Below are 16,614 nucleotides of genomic sequence, written 5' to 3' on the forward strand. Positions count from 1 at the left end.
CATGACATTGGCCCGAAGGGACGACCGGGAGCCGGCTCAGAGCTTGTTGAGCTTGGCGAAGGGGCGCATCAGGCGCACCTGCAGGTTGTTGCCGAAGTCGACCACCACCGCCTGGTCGGTCTCCACCGAGACCACCCGGCCCATGCCGTACTTGTCGTGGGTGACGCGCTCGTCCAACTCGTACGTCGCGACGGTGACCGTCGCGGGCGGCTGGAAGGGGCTGCTGGCCAGGTGTCGCCGGGAACCGGCATGAGGCTTCATCACCTCCAGTATGCGTCCCCGAGGAGCATTTGGCGCCATGCGGCCCCGAATCGGTCCAGACCCGGCCCGGATCCGGCCGGCTCCCCCACCCGCCGACCCGGGGCGTCTGGCGACGATCCACCCGCCGACCCGGCGCGTCTGGCGACGTAGAAGCGCCAGAGTCGCCGGGTCGGCGGGGATGGGAACGCCAGAGTCGCCGGGTCGGCGGGTCGGCGGGCTCAGGCCTCCGGCGGGGCTTCGGCGGCGGGCGGGCGGGCGGCCCGCCACTGCGCGAGGCCGTCGAGGGTCGCGGCGTCCAGCGCGGCGACCTCGGTGAACACCTCGCCCTGGCGGCCGGCGATCCGACCGTCCACCACCTCGCTGAGCGCGAACGCGATCGTGCCGGCGCTGCGGACCGTGACCTCGTCGAGGGCCGGGCGGGACGCGGAGGTCAGCGCGATCCCCGCCGCCGACCCGTCCTCGGCGCGCGCCACGCTGACCGAGACCGACTCGCGGGGGTTCACCGACGGGCTGGCGTAGTGCTTGCGCAGCCGCATCAGCGCGCGGTGCCACTCCCGCACCTCCTTGTTGTCCGGGTGCGCGGTGACCACGTCCTCCTCGGTGAGCGGGATGCCCTCGCCGGCCGCGTCGAAGCACCGGGCGTACGACGTCAGCGCGACCGTCCAGAGCGCCTCGACGAGGAGGACCGCCTCGGGGAACCCGGCCGCCGCGCGCCCGAGCTCCGGGAGGAGCCCCTCGCAGCAGCGCAGCACCGTCTGCAGGTCCTCGAACCGCTCGGCCTCCGCCGCCAGTGCCCGCGCCGTCGGCGTCTCGAGCCGCCAGAGGTCCACGAAGTCCTCGCCGCCCGTGCCGGGCCCGGTCTGCTCCTTGGTATCGGTCATGTCGCCACCACTCTCCAGATCAGGTACACGTTGAGCGCGCTGATGGCCACGGTCACCAACCACATCGCGCAGGTGGTGGAGCGCCGGTTGACCAGCGCCCCCATCACGTCCCGCCGGCTCGTCACGATCGCCAGCGGGACGAGCGCGAAGGGGATCCCGAACGACAGCACGACCTGGGAGACCACCAGGCTCGCGGTCACCGGCAGTCCGGTCGCCAGGATCAGCAGCGCCGGCAGCATCGTCACCGCGCGGCGCAGGAACAGCGGGATGCGGCGCCGGATGAAGCCCTGCATCACGACCTGGCCGGCGTAGGTGCCGACGCTGGAGGAGGACAGGCCCGACGCGAGCAGCGCCACCGCGAACGCGAGGGCCGCTCCCCCGCCGACCATCTGCCCCAGCTCACGGTGCGCGCCGACGATGCCGTCGCGGTCCAGCAGGTCGGTGCCCGCGAACACCGACGCCGCGATGAACACCATCGTCAGGTTCACCAGGCCGGCGATGCTGAGCGCCACCACCACGTCGATCTTGTGGTAGCGCATCAGCCGCTGCCGGGAGGCGTCGTCGTGGCAGCGGTTGCGCGACTTGGTCAGCGCGGAGTGCAGGTAGATCACGTGCGGCATCACCGTCGCGCCCACGATGCCGGCGGCGAGCACCACCGACTCCTGGCCGGCGAACGACGGCACCAGGCCGCCGGCGATGCCGGCCGGGTCCGCACCGACCGTGAGCAGGTCGTAGCCGAGGCCGAGCACCACGATGGCCAGCAGTCCGACGATCGCCAGCTCGAAGGGCCGGTGCCCGCGCTGGGACAGCTCGAGGATGCCGAACGCGACGACCGCGGTGATCAGCCCGGCCGGGAACAGCGGGATCCCGAACAGCAGGTTCAGGCCGACGGCGGCGCCGACGAACTCGGCCACGTCGGTGGCCATGGTGACCAGCTCGGCCTGCACCCACAGCCCTCGCGAGACCGCGCGGGGGGAACCTTTCCCGGCAGATCTCGGGGAGGTCCCGCCCGCTGGCCACCCCGAGCTTGGCGGACTCGTACTGCACCAGCATCGCCACCAGGTTGGCCAGCACCACGACCCACACCAGGGCGTAGCCGAACTTCGCACCCGCCGAGAAGTTCGTCGCGAAGTTGCCGGGGTCGATGTAGGCGACGGCCGCCACGAACGCGGGACCCAGCAGCGCGACCAGCTTGCGCACCTGGCCGCGCCGGGTGGGCGGCGCGTCCCTGGCCCCGTCCCTGCCGATCTGCAGCGGCAGCGGCGGGGGACGGGTCCGGGCCCGTCCGGGGACGACCTGGTGCACGGCTCAGCCGACCGAGGGGCCCAGGCCGAGCGACTGCGGCGTGCTCGAGTCCGGTGAGGGCTGGTGCAGCCCTTCGTCCAGCTCGCCGAACTCGGTCATCAGCGCGCGGCTGCCGCCCCACGGGGTCTGCTCCTCGGCGATCAGGGTGTTGGTGGTGAGCAGCAGGCCGGCGACGGACGCACCGTTCTCCAGGGCCGAGCGGCACACCCGCAGCGGGTCGATGATGCCCATCTCGATCATGTCGCCGTAGCGGCCCTCGAGGGCGTCGAAGCCGTCGTCGACTCCCATCTCCGAGACCTTGGCGACCACCTCGTGGCCGGGGTACCCGGCGTTGGTGGCGATCAGGTACATCGGCTCGCTCAGCGCCCGGCGCACGATGTCGACGCCGATCGCGTAGTCGTCGTTGACCTGCAGGTCGTCGAGCACCGGGGCGGCGTGCACCAGTGCCGAGCCGCCGCCGGCGACGATGCCCTCGGCCATCGCGGCCCGGGTCGCGGACAGCGCGTCCTCGACCCGGTGCTGCAGCTCGGCGAGCTCAGCGTTCGTGGGTGCACCGACCCGGATCACGGCCACCTTGCCGGACAGCGAGCCGATCCGCTCGGTGAGCACGTCCTCGTCGATGCCGAAGGTGGCCCGGTCCATCTCCGAGCGCAGCTGCGCCAGCCGGAACTCGATCGCGTCCTGGGAGCCGGCACCGCCGATGATCGTGGTGCGGTCCGCGGTGACCCGGACCTGCCGGGCGCGGCCCATCTGCGCCAGGGTCATGTTCTCCAGGCTGAAGCCGGAGTGCTTGCTGAACACCTCGCCGCCGGTGATCGTGGCGATGTCCTCCAGCTTGCGCAGCCGGCGGTCGCCGAAGCCGGGCGCCTTGGTGGCCACGCAGCGGAAGACGCCGTTGACGTGGTTGTGCACCAGCATGCTCAGGGCCGAGCCGTCGACTGTCTCGGCGATGACGACCAGTGGCCGCGGCTCGCGCATCACCTTGTCCAGCAGCGGCATCAGCTGCTGGACCTTCGAGATCTTCTCGCTGCACAGCAGGATGTAGGGGTCGTCGAGCACCGCCTCCAGGCTGGCCGGGTGCGTGACGAGGTACGGCGAGAGGTAGCCGTTGTCGTACTCGAAGCCCTCGACGAAGTCCACGCTCATGCCGTTCACCGGGGACTCGGTCACCGTGACGATGCCGCGGTCGCCGACGGTGTGCAGCGCGTGCGCCAGCACCGCACCGACCACGTCGTCGTCGTTCGCGGAGATCGCGGCCACCCGCTTGTAGTCCTCCTCGCTGACCACCGGGTGCGCGACCTTGGCGAGCTGCTCGACCAGCCGGGAGACGGCGAGGTCGACGCCGCGCTTGACGAGCACCGGGTTGCCACCGCGGGCGATGGCGCTGATGCCTTCGCGGATGATCGCGTGGGCGATCACGGTCGCGGTCGTCGTACCGTCGCCGACGATGTCGTTGGTCTTGATCGCGGCTTCCTTGACCAGCTGGGCGCCCATGTTCTCGAACGGGTCGCCGAGGTGCACCTCGCGGGCGATCGTCACACCGTCGTTGGTCACCACCGGCGACCCCGTGATCCGTTCGAGCACCACGTTGCGCCCCTTCGGCCCGAGGGTCGACTTCACCGCCTCCGCCAGCTGTTCGACGCCCGAGAGCAGAAGCGCCCGTGCGTCCTCACCGAATCGAAGCTCCTTGGCCATGGGTTCCTCCTGCGGTCGTGATGCGGTTGAGAGGTGCGTCGGTGGGGAGTCAGGGAACGAGGATCGCCCGGCCCCGGACAAGGCCGGCGTCGAGGTCGCGCAAGGCGTCCTGGGCCTGGGCGAGCGGGTACGTCCGGGTGTGCAGGGTGACCTTCCCGGACTGGGCGAGCACCATCAGCTCGGCGAGCTCGTTGTAGGTGCCGACGATGTTCCCGACGATGTTGCGCTCGGTGGAGATGATGTCGAGCGTGGGGACGGTGAGGGTGCCGCCGTACCCGATCACGAAGTAGGAGCCACCGGGGCGGGTCATCGCGAAGCCCGCCTGCTCGGCGCCCTGCTCGGCGACGAAGTCGAGCACCACCTCGGCGCCCTCCCCGTCGGTCAGGTCCTTGACGGTGTCCACCGAGGACTCACCGGCCAGGACGGTCTCGTGCGCGCCCAGCTGCTCGGCCAGCTTGAGGGCGTCGGGGTTGGCGTCCACGACGACGACCCGCGTGGAGGTCAGCGCCAGCAGGCACTGGATCCCGATGTGGCCCAGGCCGCCGGCGCCGATCAACACGCAGGTCGTGCCGGGGTAGAGCAGCGGCACCGCCTTGCGGACCGCGTGGTAGGCGGTGATCCCGGCGTCGGCGAGGGCGGCGACGTCCTCGGGACGGGTGGTGGCGTCGAGCTTCACGCAGGCCCGGGCCGAGGTGAGGAGGTACTCCGCCATCCCGCCGTCGGTGTTCAGCCCGGGGAAGGTGCTCTGGCTGCAGTGCATGTCCTGCCCGGCGCGGCAGGCGCGGCACAGCCCGCAGGTGGGCGTCGGGTGCAGGATCACGGTGTCACCGACCGCGACGTTCGTGACGGCGGAGCCGACCTCGTGGACCCAGCCGGCGTTCTCGTGGCCGAGCGTGTAGGGCAGGCCGACGCCCATGGCGGCGGCCCACTGCCCCTCCATCACGTGCAGGTCGGTGCGGCACACGCCGGCTCCCCCGACCTTGATCACGACGTCCAACGGACCGGAGACGACCGGGTCCGGGACCTCCTCCACGACGGGCATCTGGTGGTACGCGTGCAGCCGGACAGCCTTCATAGCTCCTCCTCCGCGCCGCCACCGACGGACGCGAGACGTGAACCGGCGCCGTACCGCTCCTGCAGCAGGCCCCGGCAGATACTCGAGTTGGCACCCACGCTGACCCCGGTCACCCGGGCCTTGCGCAGGTGCAGCGGCAGTGCCTCGACCCCGACGGCCTCACCGGTCACCACGTCGACGAGCAGCGCCGACGTGTCGTCGGCGGGCAGCCCGAGGTCGCGGCGGCGGGACCGCAGCCGGTCCACCTCGCGCGAGAGCCCGACGTCGCCGAGGGTCATCACCGCGAGCTCCTCGGGCGTGCGGCCCGCGGCCACCAGCGGCCGGCAGACCAGGTCGGTGCCGGCGAGCACCGCCTTGCGGAGGAAGTCGCGGCGCAGCCCCTCGAGCTCGTCGACGGCCTCGCCGTCGAACGACGCCACGAAGCCGGCCCGGGCCGCCACGCCCCCGTTGATCGCGTCGGACGCGAAGTGGTCCTCGAGCACCACGGTGGTACGCCGGACGCCCTCGACACGGTTCACCGCGTCGAAGGCGTCCGCGACCATCAAGTACGCGAAGTTGGGGGCGCAGAAGTACGTCGGCAGCCGCAGCCGTACGTCGACCTCGTCGCCCGTGACGGTGCAGGAGGACACGAACCCCAGCACCGTCACGGACTCGTCGAGCTCCGGGTCCCGGACGGTCCCCAGGGCCTCCAGCACCTGACCCCGGTCGATCACACCACGGCTCCGACGTCGGAGACGCCGACCGCGGACTCCTGGGCGGCCGGCGTGCCCGCGCCGGCACCGAGCTGGAGCTCGGCCGGGACCTCGATGCCGTAGAGCTTCGCGGCGTTCAGACCGAGGATCTTCTTCTTGGTGTCGGTCGTGACCCGGGGGTAGTCGGAGAACTCGTCGCTGGGGTAGTCCCAGTCCACGAAGCCTTCGATCTGCCACTTCGGCTCCCAGATGCCGTAGTCGCTGCCGAAGGTCATCTTGTCCTCGCCGACCCAGAACAGCAGCTCCCCCATCACCTTGGCGAAGAACCGGGGACGCGCGTGCATCAGGCCGCCGATGACGACCGACAGACCGGCGTACACGTTCGGCTCCTGGGTCGCCATGAAGCAGAAGTCCTCGATGCGGGGCAGGCCCACGTGCTCCACGATGAAGTTGAGGTCGGGGAAGTCCGTGGCGGCGTGGTCCACGTCGGAGACGTCGAACGCGTCCTTGTCCAGGGGCCAGATCGTCGGGCCCTTGTGGATGTGGATGTTCTTGATCCCGAGCTCCTGGGACTTCTCCAGGAAGCGGTAGGCCTCGGGGTCCTTGAGCGTCCAGCCGCGGGAGCCCTCCCGCCACTCGGCGGTGTACAGCTTGACCCCCGTCGAGCCCCAGCGCTTGACGTTCTCCTCGAGCTCCCGCAGCCCGGCGTCACCCTCCCGCGGGTCCCACCGGGTGTTCACGACGAACTTGCCCGGGTGCTTCTCGGACAGGGCGCCGTTGCGCTCGGTGGTGTTGAAGCCCTCGGTGTACCACTCCTTGAGGTAGGTCGGCTGGAACACCGCCACGTCGACGTACCCGTCCTCGAAGACGTCCTTCATCAGGTCGTCCTCGGAGTACTTCTGGAAGTGCTCGATGGACCAGTGCGTCTCCGGGGGGCCCGAGTCCCTGGTAGGCGTGGAAGCACTCGATCCAGCCCTTGGCGTAGTTCTCGTGGCCGGCCACCCAGTTCTCCGGGCTCGCGTCCCAGTAGTGCATGTGGCTGTCGACGACGAAGTACTTCTCGCCGTTCTTCTCGTACATAGGTCCTCCTCGGGCGTACGTCGCTGGTGCGGTCGGCTCAGTGGGCGGTCAGGTCGAAGCCGATGTAGTCCGCGGCGTCCTCGGGGTTGGCGAACATGATCGTGCGGTCGTCGAGGTGGATCATCCGGCCGTAGTGGGTCGACATGTTCTCCTCGAACTCCGCCGAGTCGAAGTACCCCTCGTCCTCGCCGAGCGCCTCCGACAGCTCGTCGTAGACGAAGTCCATCCGGTTGACCGCGTCGACGCGGATCATCGAGGGCAGCGGGGTCACGGTCACCCCGTCCTTGGTGGCCATCACCTCCGCGACCACCGCCCCGACCTGGTTGTTCATCAACGTCACGCCGCACATGTTCGAGGGGGTGCTGTCGGACTTGAACGGGCTCTCGGCCGTCTTGAACGTGCTCACTGGGTCAGCTCCTTCGGGGTGGTGAGGGACAGCTCGTCGAGGATCCCGCTGAAGCGGGCCTTCGCGCGGTCGAGGGCGTCCTCGAAGCGCGGCGGCTTGGAGTCGGGCAGCGACCAGATCGGCTGGAGCTCGCGAGCGGCGGCGATGCAGCGCGGGGTCCAGGTGGACAGCCACTCGTCCATCAGCGCCGTGTTGTGCTCGGCGAACTCCTTGTCGGTCGCCAGCGGCTCGAACATCACCTTGGTGTAGCGGAGGTCGCGCTCCGCGTAGTCGTGCTCGCCGGCACCCATCACCGTCGGGGTCACGAAGTCACCGTTGCGCGGGGAGGCCTGCTGCACCAGCCCGCTGCGGAACAGCTCCCCGACGAGCGGCTCGAAGATGACGTTGGCGACGAAGACCGCCTCGGCCCAGTCGTCGATGGCGGTCATCTGCTCGGCCACCCGGCGCACGCCCTGCCACACCGGGTCGTTGTTCCAGGCGTCGAGGTGGGCGGCGCCGTCGAAGCCCTCGATCTCCTCGGTGAGGGTGAGGTTGTACAGCGCGAGGTCCTGGGCGAAGCGGATCCGGTGCATGCTGTTCACGGCGATGGCGTTGTTGTGCATGTTGGTGGGCGCCCGACGGTTCGCGTTGGCGAACAGGTAGAGGCCGAGGCCCTGCTCGACGTGCATCCAGGCGCCGACGTGCCGCTCGACGAACTGCACCCAGTTGGGGTTCCACTGCTCGAAGGCCTTGGACTCCCGGGCGGTGTCGATGTTCTGGTTGATCTGCCGCACCACGTTGGAGTTGTAGCGGTAGAACGTCAGCTCCCACTCCTCATTGGGGTCCCGGAACTCGTGCCAGCCGTGGGCCGGCCACTCGTAGCCGGCGCCGCCGGAGCCGGGGAACCGCTCGGGGACCGGCCGGTCGGAGCCCCAGGCCTTGAGCTTGGTCCAGGTCAGCGGGTAGCCGCCCTGGCCGTCCGCGAAGCCGTAGAGCCAGCCCTGGGCGAGGTAGTGCCGGGGGTCCGGCTGGACCTCGACGGTGACGTCCTCGTAGTGGGACTGCTTGCGCTTCTTGGGCGTGAAGTAGTTGTAGTTGCGCGCGGTGGAGTCGGGGAACACCTTGGCGCCGGCCTCGGCGTCGGTGAACACGGGCTTCGGCAGGCTGCGCTCTTCGGTCGTGGTGGTCATCTCTCGTCCGCCTCGCTCTCGCTCATGGTGCGATCAGGAACCTTCGGTGGTGGTGAACTTGTCGTAGTAGATGTTCTTGGTGGGTGCGCCGAGGCCCTCGAGCGTGGCCATCGCCGCCTCCACCATCGGGGGCGGTCCGCAGACGTAGGAGTCCGAGCCGGACAGGTCCTGCTCGTGCTTCTTCACCACGTCCGTGACCAGCCCCACCTCTCCGTCCCAGGGCGCGTCGTCCGGCTCCGAGAGAGCCGGGATGAAGCGGAAGTCGGGCAGGTCCTGCTCGAGCTGGAGCAGCTCCTTCTCGAAGCACAGGTCCTGTCGGCGACGCGCCCCGTAGTAGAAGCGGGTCTTGCGGGGGCTGCCCTTCTCGGCCAGGGCCCGCAGCACCGAGAGGATCGGGGCCATGCCCGCTCCCCCGCCGACGAAGACCAGGTCGCTGGACCGGCCGTCACGCAGCGTGAAGGTGCCGAAGGGTCCGCTCAGGTCGAGCTGGTCACCGATCGACAGCTCGCCGTCGAGGTGGCCGGAGAACAGGCCTCCGGGGTAGATCTTGATGACGAACTCGAGGAGGTCGCCCGTCGGTGAGGGGGTGTTGGCCATCGAGAACGAGCGGGTCTCCTCCGTGCCGGGGACCGTGAAGTCGACGTACTGTCCGGGGAAGAACTGCAGGGGCGCGTCCCCGAGGACGCGCAGGGTGACGTGCCGCATGTCGCCGGTGACCGGCTCGATGCCCACGACCTCGGCCTTGACGTCCTGGATCGGGAAGCCCGACCGGATCATGTCCTCGTCGTAGTTCAGCAGCTCGATCGTGACGTCCTCATAGACGTGCGCCCGGCACAGGAGGGTGTACCCCTCCTCCTTCTCGAAGTCCGGCAGGGCGAACGTGGAGTACTTGTCGAGCTCGATGTCCTCCCCGTCCAGCACGAAGGACTTGCAGGCCGAGCACTGGCCCTCCTTGCAGCCGTGCATGAGCATCAGCCCCTGCTCGGCGGCGGCCCGGAGGACCGTCTTCTCCTCGTCGACCTCGATCTCGATGCCGACGGGTTCGAAGCGTACGACGTGGTTGGTGCCCATCTGGCGCTCCTTTCCGGCAGCAGGGACGTGAACTGGGGGTGGGACGAGGGGGAGGACCCGGCCGCGGGTCGGGTCCTCCCCGTGTCGCCCGGTGGTCGTGTGTGTCAGACCGCCGCGGGAGCGGGCCGGCCAGCCGGACCGCCCTTGATGTAGTCGGCGTGGAACGCCTTCTGCTGCTCCGGCGTCATCTCGTTGAGGAGCACGTTGGGGCTCTGCAGCGGGGGCATCCGGCGCAGGTGGTCCAGCGTCCACATCTTCTTCGGGTCGAGGTCCAGGTGCGGCTGGGCGACGAGCGTCTTGCCGTCGTCCCGCACGTAGCCCATGTCGGAGACGACGTCGGCCCAGTTCCAGCCGTGGTAGAGCGTCTCCCACTCCCGCTTGCCGATGAGCCGGCCCATGTTGGGCGTCTCGCGGCCCTGGTACGTCGGCCGGAAGGCCTCCATGTCGGTCCAGCGGCAGGCCTCGTGGCAGTAGGTGCGCACCTGCCCGTCGACCTCGCCCATCACCATGTCCTCACGGACCAGGCAGGGGACCATGCACGTCCAGCAGCGGTGCGGGTAGGCGTAGTCGACGTCCTCGGCGACGATCGGGTGGTGCCCGTTCGGCATCGAGAGCCGGTTGTAGTTCTCCCACCAGGCGCCGTACTTGTCGTACCAACCCGGGTACTTGTACTCGAACCACTCGAAGTCCTTGTCCGTCATCGGGTCCATCCGCCAGTAGTTGGCGACCCACCCGGTGCAGAAGAACTGGGCGACCTCGTGCACGTAGCCCTTGTTCCAGATCTGGTTCCAGGACTCCTCGATCAGGTCGTGCGGGATGACCAGGCCGTACTTCTCCAGGGGCACGAGGTAGCTGCGGTAGTAGTCGTCGTAGATCCACCGACGCCACATCTCCGCGTAGCTCTCCCGGTCCTTGCGACGGTCCTTGGTGCCGTACTCGATGAACGTGCCGATGGCCGCGTCCACCACCCGGTGGTTGTTCCACCAGGCGTACCGCAGGTCCCGCTCGAGCAGGGCGTGGTTGCCCTCGTCGGCCAGCGCCATCAGCAGCGTGGCGTACCCGTTGCTGATGTGCCGGGACTCGTCGGACTGGACGGAGTGGAAGACCGTCGGCAGCAGGTAGTCGCCGTTGGCGGCTGCCTCGGCCGGCATCGCCACGAAGAGGGTGTTGGTGAAGGCCGTCTCGGCGACGATCGTGAGGTAGATGCTCGCCGCGGTGATGGCGTCACCGGTGATGAAGCCTTCCGCGAACTGCCGGCCGATCGTGCCGCAGTAGTCGTTCTGGAAGTTGCGCAGGCTGCTGTTGAAGCCGGCCGGGTCGATGTAGTTGTTCATGTACAGGCGCTTGAGGTTCTGCTGGATCGTCGAGTGCCGCACCTCGTCGATCATCTGGATCGCCTGCCCGTTGTGGAGCTCGGGGTTGGGGACCGTGCGGAACAGCAGGGGCATCGCCCGGGCCGCCGAGATCTCCGGCAGCGGGATGATGCTCAGGAACAGCTTCTGCCACTCCAGCCACCGGGGCTGGACCTGGCGGAACATGTTGCCGCGGATCGCTCCGTCGGCGGCGCCGTAGACGCGGTGGTCCTTCTCCTCCTGCATGGGGAAGTACGACCGCAGGACCTGCTTGAGCGGGTCCTTCTTCTGCGCCTTGGTGAACGTGTAGTCGGTGCCGTACTGGGAGACCGGATCGTGGTACAGGGGTTCCCACGCCAGCTCCTGGATCTTCTCGTGCGCTTTCGCGACGCTCTGACGACTCATGTGCCTCTCCTTGCCTGGGCTGCCCGTCGTGACGATCAGACGTCACCGACGGAACTTCTCGCGTATCACTGTGAGACGGACCTCACACGTCCGGACCTCACGAAGGCTCGGTGGAGCCCGGCTCCTCGAACATCACCGCGCGGATCTCGGCCAGGTGCGCCCGCACCGCCCGCACGACCTCCCGGTTGCCCTCCGCAGCCGGCTCGATCCTCAGGGCCCGGAGCAGCCCCGCGGCGTGCTCGGCCGGATCCCCGCCCTCCCCCAGCGTGGGATGCAGTCCGTGCTCGCTGAGGTGCTCGAACACCAGGTGCACGATGCTCCACGGGTTGAACGTCTCGGGTCCCTCGTCGTCCATGAGAAACCCTCCTTCCGGGTCTGACCAGGTCGGTGTGCGCGGCGTACGTTGACGGTCTACGCCCGGGACCCAGGCGCGGGTCGTCTCAATGTGAGACGACTGACGAGTGACGAGCGCGACTTACTGGGAGTGGTTGACCATCCGGCCACCACGGTGGGCGGAAGTCGGGCGTGACGGAGTGATTGCATGGCTGGACAACTTGTGTCCCCGGGGGAAGCAGCGGGCGAGACCGCCGACCAGAAGGCGCTCGCCCGTAGCCGCATCCTCTTCCTGACGTCGCACTCCCTGGAGTCCGGCGCGGTCCGCACGCCGATCCTGGCGTCGTGGCGCCGGTCGCGGGACATGCGCGTCGCAGCCAACCAGGTGAACCCGATCCTCGAGGTGAACCCGGACCTGGACACCTTCCTGTCCCGGGCGGCCGCCCCCGTGCTGAACGGCCTGCTGTCGGTGATGGCCGAGCAGCCGGTCAGCATCGTGCTCACCGACCGGCACGGCCTGGTCCTGACCCGGCTCACCGGCGACAACTCCCTGGAACGGCGGCTGGACGCGGTCGGCCTGGCCCCCGGCTTCAACTACGCGGAGAACTCGGTCGGCACCAACGGCATCGGTACGGCGCTCGAGGTGGGCGCACCCACGCACGTGTTCGGGCACGAGCACTACGCCGAGCGCCTCGAGGACCTCGCCTGCGCCGGCGTGCCGATCAAGCACCCACTCACCGGACGCACCGTCGGCGTCGTCGACCTGACCTGCTGGCGCCGGGACGCCGGGACGCTGCTGCTGGCCCTGGCCAAGACCACCGCCCAGCAGGTCCAGACCGCGCTGCTGAACGCGAGCGGCATCCACGAGCGGGAGCTGCTCGACGAGTACCTCCGGGTCTGCCGCCGGTCCTCGGGGATCGTGCTGGCCGTGAGTCCCGAGGTCGGGATGCTCAACGAGCACGCCCGCACCGTGCTGTCCGCCGCCGAGCAGTCGAGCCTGCTGACCCACGCCAGCGAGGCCCTGGCCACGGGACGCCTCGGCACCCACGAGGTCGACCTGCCCGGCGGCGGGACGGCCCGGATGCACATGCACGCGGTCGGCGACCCGAACCACCCGTCCGGGCTGGTGGTGCGGGTGGTCCGCCACGCGATGCGGTTGCCCGACCAGCACGCCTCGGCGGCCGGCGGTCCGCGCCCGCTCCCGGGCCTGGTCGGCACCGTCCCGGTCTGGACCCACGCCTGCCACGAGGTCGAGCAGCACTTCCTGTCCCGCGAGTGGCTCGCGGTGGTCGGCGAGCGTGGCGTCGGCAAGCTCGCGCTCCTGCAGGCCGTCCAGCTGCGCCGGCAGCCGGTCCCCCACATCGCGGTGCTGGACGCAGCGGTCGGTGACGACCCCTCGTGGACCTCCCTGCTCCGGCAGACCGTGACCCGCGGCGCCGACAGCGTGGTGCTGCACCACGTCGACCGGCTGGGCCCCGCCCGCCTGCGGGCCACCTGCGCCGTCCTCCAGGAGTGCCGCAGCGAGGACTCCCCCGCCCACCCGTGGGTGGTCGTGACCCTGAACAACCCGGCCGACCGCACCGACCTCAGCGAGCTGCTGCGGCTGTTCCCCGGCACGGTCTACGTGCCGCCGCTGCGGCTGCACGCCGAGGACATCCCGGCCCTGGTCGCGCACTTCACCCGCCGCTCCGGCGAGGGTGGTGCCCCGCTCGTCTGGTCCTCCGAGGCGTTGCAGATCCTCAGCCGCTCCGCCTGGCCGGGCAACATCGAGCAGCTCCACCACGTGGTGCGGTGGGTGATGGCCCGCCGGCGGGCGGGAGTCGTGGAGCCCGAGCACCTGCCGCCCGAGGTGCGCTCGGTGTCCCGCCGGGCGCTGAACACGATGGAGTCCCTCGAGCGGGACGCCATCGTGGAGGCGCTGCGCGACTGCGGGGGCGACAAGGAGCTCGCGGCCGCGTCCCTGGGGATGTCGCGGGCCACGATCTACCGACGGATCCGGGCCTACGGGATCGTGGAGACGCCGTCCTGAGCGCGCGGCGGCGCGGCTCTCAGATTGAGACGAGCGGCACACGGTCCCGTCGATAGCGTGCCGGAACGATCGGGTCCAGCAGCACCGAGCAGGAAGAGGAGGCAGGGATGGACACCACGTCGGACACCGCGATGCTGCTGATCCAGGCGGGCGTCGTCATCGGGGTATTCCTCCTGGCCCACGCCTACGTCACCCGGCACCTGCCCGCGGACGCGGTCCCCTCCTTCCTGGACTCGCGGATCGCCTGGACCTGTCGGGTCCGCCCGCTGCTGCTCGCGTGCGCCGGGCTCGCGGTGCTGAGCGGCCTGCTGCTGCAGGTCACCTGACCCGCGCCCTGCTCCCCCGCCGACCCGTCACTCGTGCAGCGACACGCCCCGCGTGTCGCTGCACGAGTGACGGGTCGGCGGGGGTGGGTGGTCAGTAGCATCGCCGGATGGTGAACTTCGGAGACCTGCAGACCGAGATCTACCTGGCCGGCCTGTCCGGAGTCGTGCCCTCGCTGCCGATGTCGTTCGCCGACCTGGAGCGGCGCGCGGAGCAGGCCCTGCCGCCCGGCACGTGGTCGTACGTCGCCGGTGGCGCCGGCGACGAGCACACCCAGCGCAGCAACCGCACCGCGTTCGACCACTGGGGCCTGGTCCCCCGGATGCTGCGGGCCCGGACCGACCGGGACCTCTCGGTCGAGCTGTTCGGCACCACGTTCCCGACCCCGGTCTTCCTCGCCCCGATCGGGGTGATCGGGATCTGCACCCAGGACGGGCACGGCGACCTCGCCACCGCCCGCGCGTCCGCAGCGACCGGCGTGCCGATGGTGGCCTCGACGCTGAGCCAGGACCCGCTGGAGGACGTCGCCTCCGAGCTCGGCGAGACCCCGGGCTTCTTCCAGCTCTACTGCCCCACTGACCCCGAGGTGGCCGCCAGCCTGGTGCAGCGCGCGGAGGCGGCCGGCTACCGCGGGATCGTGGTCACCCTGGACACCTGGGTCACCGGCTGGCGGCCTCGTGACCTGGCCACCTCGAACTTCCCGCAGCTGCGGGGACGCTGCCTGGCGACGTACTTCTCGGACCCGGTGTTCCGGAGCCGGCTGGAGAAGTCGCCCGAGGACGACCCGGGCACCGCGATCCTGACCTGGGCGACGATGTTCGGGCGGCCGCTGGTCTGGGACGACCTGGCCTGGCTGCGCTCGCTGACCACCCTGCCGATGGTCGTCAAGGGCGTCTGCCACCCCGACGACGCCCGGCGGGCCGTGGACGAGGGCATCGACGGCATCTACGTGTCCACGCACGGTGGCCGCCAGGCCAACGGCGGGCTGGCCGCGATCGACTGCCTGGCCGAGGTGGCCGCCGCCGTGCCGGACGTGCCGGTGCTGTTCGACTCCGGCGTCCGGTCCGGTTCCGACGTGGTCAAGGCCCTGGCGCTCGGCGCGACCGCCGTCGGGATCGGCCGCCCCTACGCGTACGGCGCCGCGCTGGCCGGCACCGCGGGGGTCGTGCACGTGCTCAGGACGATCCTGGCCGAGGCCGACCTGCTGATGGCCGTCGACGGCTACCCGACGATCGCCGACCTCGGGCCGGACGCGATCCGTCGTACCTGACCGGCGACCTAGGCCAGCGCGGCGCGCACGGACAGCGCGAGGCTGTCCCGCTCGCTCTCGGGCAGCCACGCGGCCTCGTCGTCGACCAGGTAGGTGAACACCCGCGGGCCGCGGGCGTCCTGGGGGTGGTCGGCCATCCGCGGCACCAGGTGGAGGTGCAGGTGGGAGAACCCGTCGGCCTCCGAGAACTGCATCAGGTAGGTCTTCACGCAGCCGGTGACCGTCTCCAGGGCGGTGCCGAGCCGACGCACCAGACCGCCGAGCTCGTCCGCAGCCTCCGCGGTCAGCTCGGTGAACGAGGCGACGTGCCGGGTCGGCAGCACGACGAGCCACCCGGGGAGCGTGCTGTTGAACGCGTGGACCACCCGCCAGTGGTCGGTGTGCAGCACGTCCTCGCGGGGTGGCAGCGAGGGCGACGCCTGCTGGTCGCAGCAGTAGCAGCCGGGCACGAGGTCGTCGTTCGTCATCCCGGCACTGTAGCCACGGGCGGCCGGGGTCCCGGCCGTCTACCCTCGGTGGATGCGCTCGGAGGACGACGCCCGGAACGGTCGTTTCGACGCGCTCTTCGCCGAGGCGGCACCCCTGGTGTCGGCCCAGCGGGGCCGCCGCGACAGCTCGCCCCGCCCCCGGGGTCGGTGGCCGGCGTCCGTCATGTGTCGTCCGCCGGCCGCCACCGCGGAGGTCCTGGAGTCCTGGATGTGGCAGGCGCTCGACCGGGCCGGCGCCGGCCACTACCGGACCGGCCTGGCCGGCTGCTCGCACCTGACGGTCCGGGCCCTTGAGCCCCGGTGCGAGGGACGCACCGGGTCCGACCCGGTGGCACTCGGCTGGCGTCGGGCCCTGTCCCGGGCCGCCGCCACCACGGCTCCCCTGCGCTTCGAGCTCACCGGCGTGACCCTGGCGGCCGGGTCCGTCATGGCGCAGCTGGAGCCGGTCGACGCCGCCCCGTGGCTGTTCATGGCCGAGCTCGCGCAGGCCCTCGGCCCGCTCGCGTCCCACGAGCACGGTCGGGACATCTGGTACGTCAACCTGGTCCACTTCACCGGACCGATCGCCGACCCCGGGGGGCTCGTCGAGTGGGTGGCCGGCCACCGGAGCGTCCCGCCGGTCCGGTTCGCGGTTCCCGACGTCGAGCTCGTGACGTTCGACCTCGCCCCGGACGGGGTCCCGGCGATCGTGCCGCAGACGCTGGCACGGGAGGTCTTCGGCGCGGCTGCCCGGCCGGCGCGACCGTCGTGCTCGTGACGCAATGTTCCTGCCCTTCGT

Annotated in this window: 17 protein-coding genes and 1 pseudogene; 4 read left to right on the top strand and 14 right to left on the bottom strand. The window is 70.5% G+C overall.

Going from position 1 to position 16,614, the window contains the following annotated elements:
* Positions 1-36 precede the first annotated feature (36 nt).
* The 13 genes and pseudogenes from KRR39_RS08975 to KRR39_RS09030 form a co-directional block, all read right to left on the bottom strand.
* Positions 37-261, bottom strand: coding sequence for a hypothetical protein (locus tag KRR39_RS08975; protein ID WP_216941686.1), 225 nt, complete (start codon positions 259-261; stop codon positions 37-39).
* Positions 262-479: 218 nt separating this feature from the next.
* Positions 480-1,142 carry a hypothetical protein gene (locus tag KRR39_RS08980; protein ID WP_216941687.1) on the bottom strand — a complete coding sequence of 221 codons (663 nt, stop codon included), beginning with the start codon at positions 1,140-1,142 and terminating at the stop codon, positions 480-482.
* Positions 1,139-2,089, bottom strand: a complete 951-nt coding sequence (locus KRR39_RS08985; protein WP_254185624.1) for an Nramp family divalent metal transporter — start codon at positions 2,087-2,089, stop codon at positions 1,139-1,141. Before KRR39_RS08985 ends, KRR39_RS08980 begins: the two co-directional genes overlap by 4 nt.
* 73 nt (positions 2,090-2,162) lie before the next feature.
* Positions 2,163-2,447 (bottom strand): annotated as a pseudogene (locus tag KRR39_RS26020) (Nramp family divalent metal transporter); the annotation flags it as partial.
* Positions 2,448-2,450: 3 nt separating this feature from the next.
* Entirely contained in the window at positions 2,451-4,142 is a 1,692-nt protein-coding gene (gene groL / locus KRR39_RS08990; RefSeq protein WP_216941688.1) for a chaperonin GroEL, read from the bottom strand.
* 49 nt (positions 4,143-4,191) lie between these two features.
* Entirely contained in the window at positions 4,192-5,217 is a 1,026-nt protein-coding gene (locus KRR39_RS08995) for an NAD(P)-dependent alcohol dehydrogenase (RefSeq protein ID WP_216941689.1), read from the bottom strand.
* Positions 5,214-5,930, bottom strand: coding sequence for an iron-sulfur cluster assembly protein (locus KRR39_RS09000; RefSeq protein ID WP_216941690.1), 717 nt, complete (start codon positions 5,928-5,930; stop codon positions 5,214-5,216). The genes KRR39_RS08995 and KRR39_RS09000 overlap by 4 nt, the downstream gene beginning before the upstream one ends.
* Positions 5,927-6,787: an amidohydrolase family protein gene (locus KRR39_RS09005; protein ID WP_216943012.1), complete on the bottom strand. Its 861-nt coding sequence runs from the start codon at positions 6,785-6,787 to the stop codon at positions 5,927-5,929. Before KRR39_RS09005 ends, KRR39_RS09000 begins: the two co-directional genes overlap by 4 nt.
* Positions 6,788-7,026: 239 nt before the next feature.
* On the bottom strand, positions 7,027-7,395 hold the full coding sequence (gene mimD, locus KRR39_RS09010; RefSeq protein ID WP_216941691.1) for a propane 2-monooxygenase effector subunit MimD: 369 nt from the start codon (positions 7,393-7,395) through the stop codon (positions 7,027-7,029).
* Complete coding sequence (locus KRR39_RS09015; protein ID WP_216941692.1) at positions 7,392-8,564, bottom strand: ferritin family protein; 1,173 nt, start codon at positions 8,562-8,564, stop codon at positions 7,392-7,394. The genes mimD and KRR39_RS09015 overlap by 4 nt, the downstream gene beginning before the upstream one ends.
* A 33-nt stretch (positions 8,565-8,597) precedes the next feature.
* Positions 8,598-9,635, bottom strand: a complete 1,038-nt coding sequence (locus KRR39_RS09020) for an NADH:ubiquinone reductase (Na(+)-transporting) subunit F (protein ID WP_216941693.1) — start codon at positions 9,633-9,635, stop codon at positions 8,598-8,600.
* 104 nt (positions 9,636-9,739) lie between these two features.
* Entirely contained in the window at positions 9,740-11,392 is a 1,653-nt protein-coding gene (locus KRR39_RS09025) for a ferritin family protein (protein WP_216941694.1), read from the bottom strand.
* A gap of 97 nt (positions 11,393-11,489) precedes the next feature.
* Positions 11,490-11,747, bottom strand: a complete 258-nt coding sequence (locus KRR39_RS09030; protein ID WP_216941695.1) for a hypothetical protein — start codon at positions 11,745-11,747, stop codon at positions 11,490-11,492.
* A gap of 186 nt (positions 11,748-11,933) precedes the next feature.
* On the opposite strand from KRR39_RS09030, the gene KRR39_RS09035 reads away from it, so the two are divergent.
* The 3 genes from KRR39_RS09035 to KRR39_RS09045 all read left to right on the top strand — a co-directional run bounded on the left by KRR39_RS09035 (position 11,934) and on the right by KRR39_RS09045 (position 15,348).
* Positions 11,934-13,754 carry a sigma-54-dependent Fis family transcriptional regulator gene (locus KRR39_RS09035; RefSeq protein ID WP_216941696.1) on the top strand — a complete coding sequence of 607 codons (1,821 nt, stop codon included), beginning with the start codon at positions 11,934-11,936 and terminating at the stop codon, positions 13,752-13,754.
* A 107-nt stretch (positions 13,755-13,861) separates the two neighbouring features.
* Complete coding sequence (locus KRR39_RS09040; RefSeq protein ID WP_216941697.1) at positions 13,862-14,080, top strand: hypothetical protein; 219 nt, start codon at positions 13,862-13,864, stop codon at positions 14,078-14,080.
* Positions 14,081-14,187: 107 nt separating this feature from the next.
* On the top strand, positions 14,188-15,348 hold the full coding sequence (locus KRR39_RS09045; protein WP_216941698.1) for an alpha-hydroxy-acid oxidizing protein: 1,161 nt from the start codon (positions 14,188-14,190) through the stop codon (positions 15,346-15,348).
* 8 nt (positions 15,349-15,356) lie between these two features.
* Here KRR39_RS09045 and KRR39_RS09050 read toward each other — a convergent pair whose 3' ends face one another.
* Positions 15,357-15,815: an HIT family protein gene (locus KRR39_RS09050; RefSeq protein WP_216941699.1), complete on the bottom strand. Its 459-nt coding sequence runs from the start codon at positions 15,813-15,815 to the stop codon at positions 15,357-15,359.
* A 52-nt stretch (positions 15,816-15,867) separates the two neighbouring features.
* Between KRR39_RS09050 and KRR39_RS09055 the strand changes: the two genes are divergently transcribed.
* Positions 15,868-16,593, top strand: coding sequence for a hypothetical protein (locus KRR39_RS09055; protein ID WP_216941700.1), 726 nt, complete (start codon positions 15,868-15,870; stop codon positions 16,591-16,593).
* The last annotated feature ends 21 nt before the right edge of the window (positions 16,594-16,614 follow it).

The sequence above is a fragment of the Nocardioides panacis genome, from assembly GCF_019039255.1.
Taxonomy (GTDB): domain Bacteria; phylum Actinomycetota; class Actinomycetes; order Propionibacteriales; family Nocardioidaceae; genus Nocardioides_B; species Nocardioides_B panacis.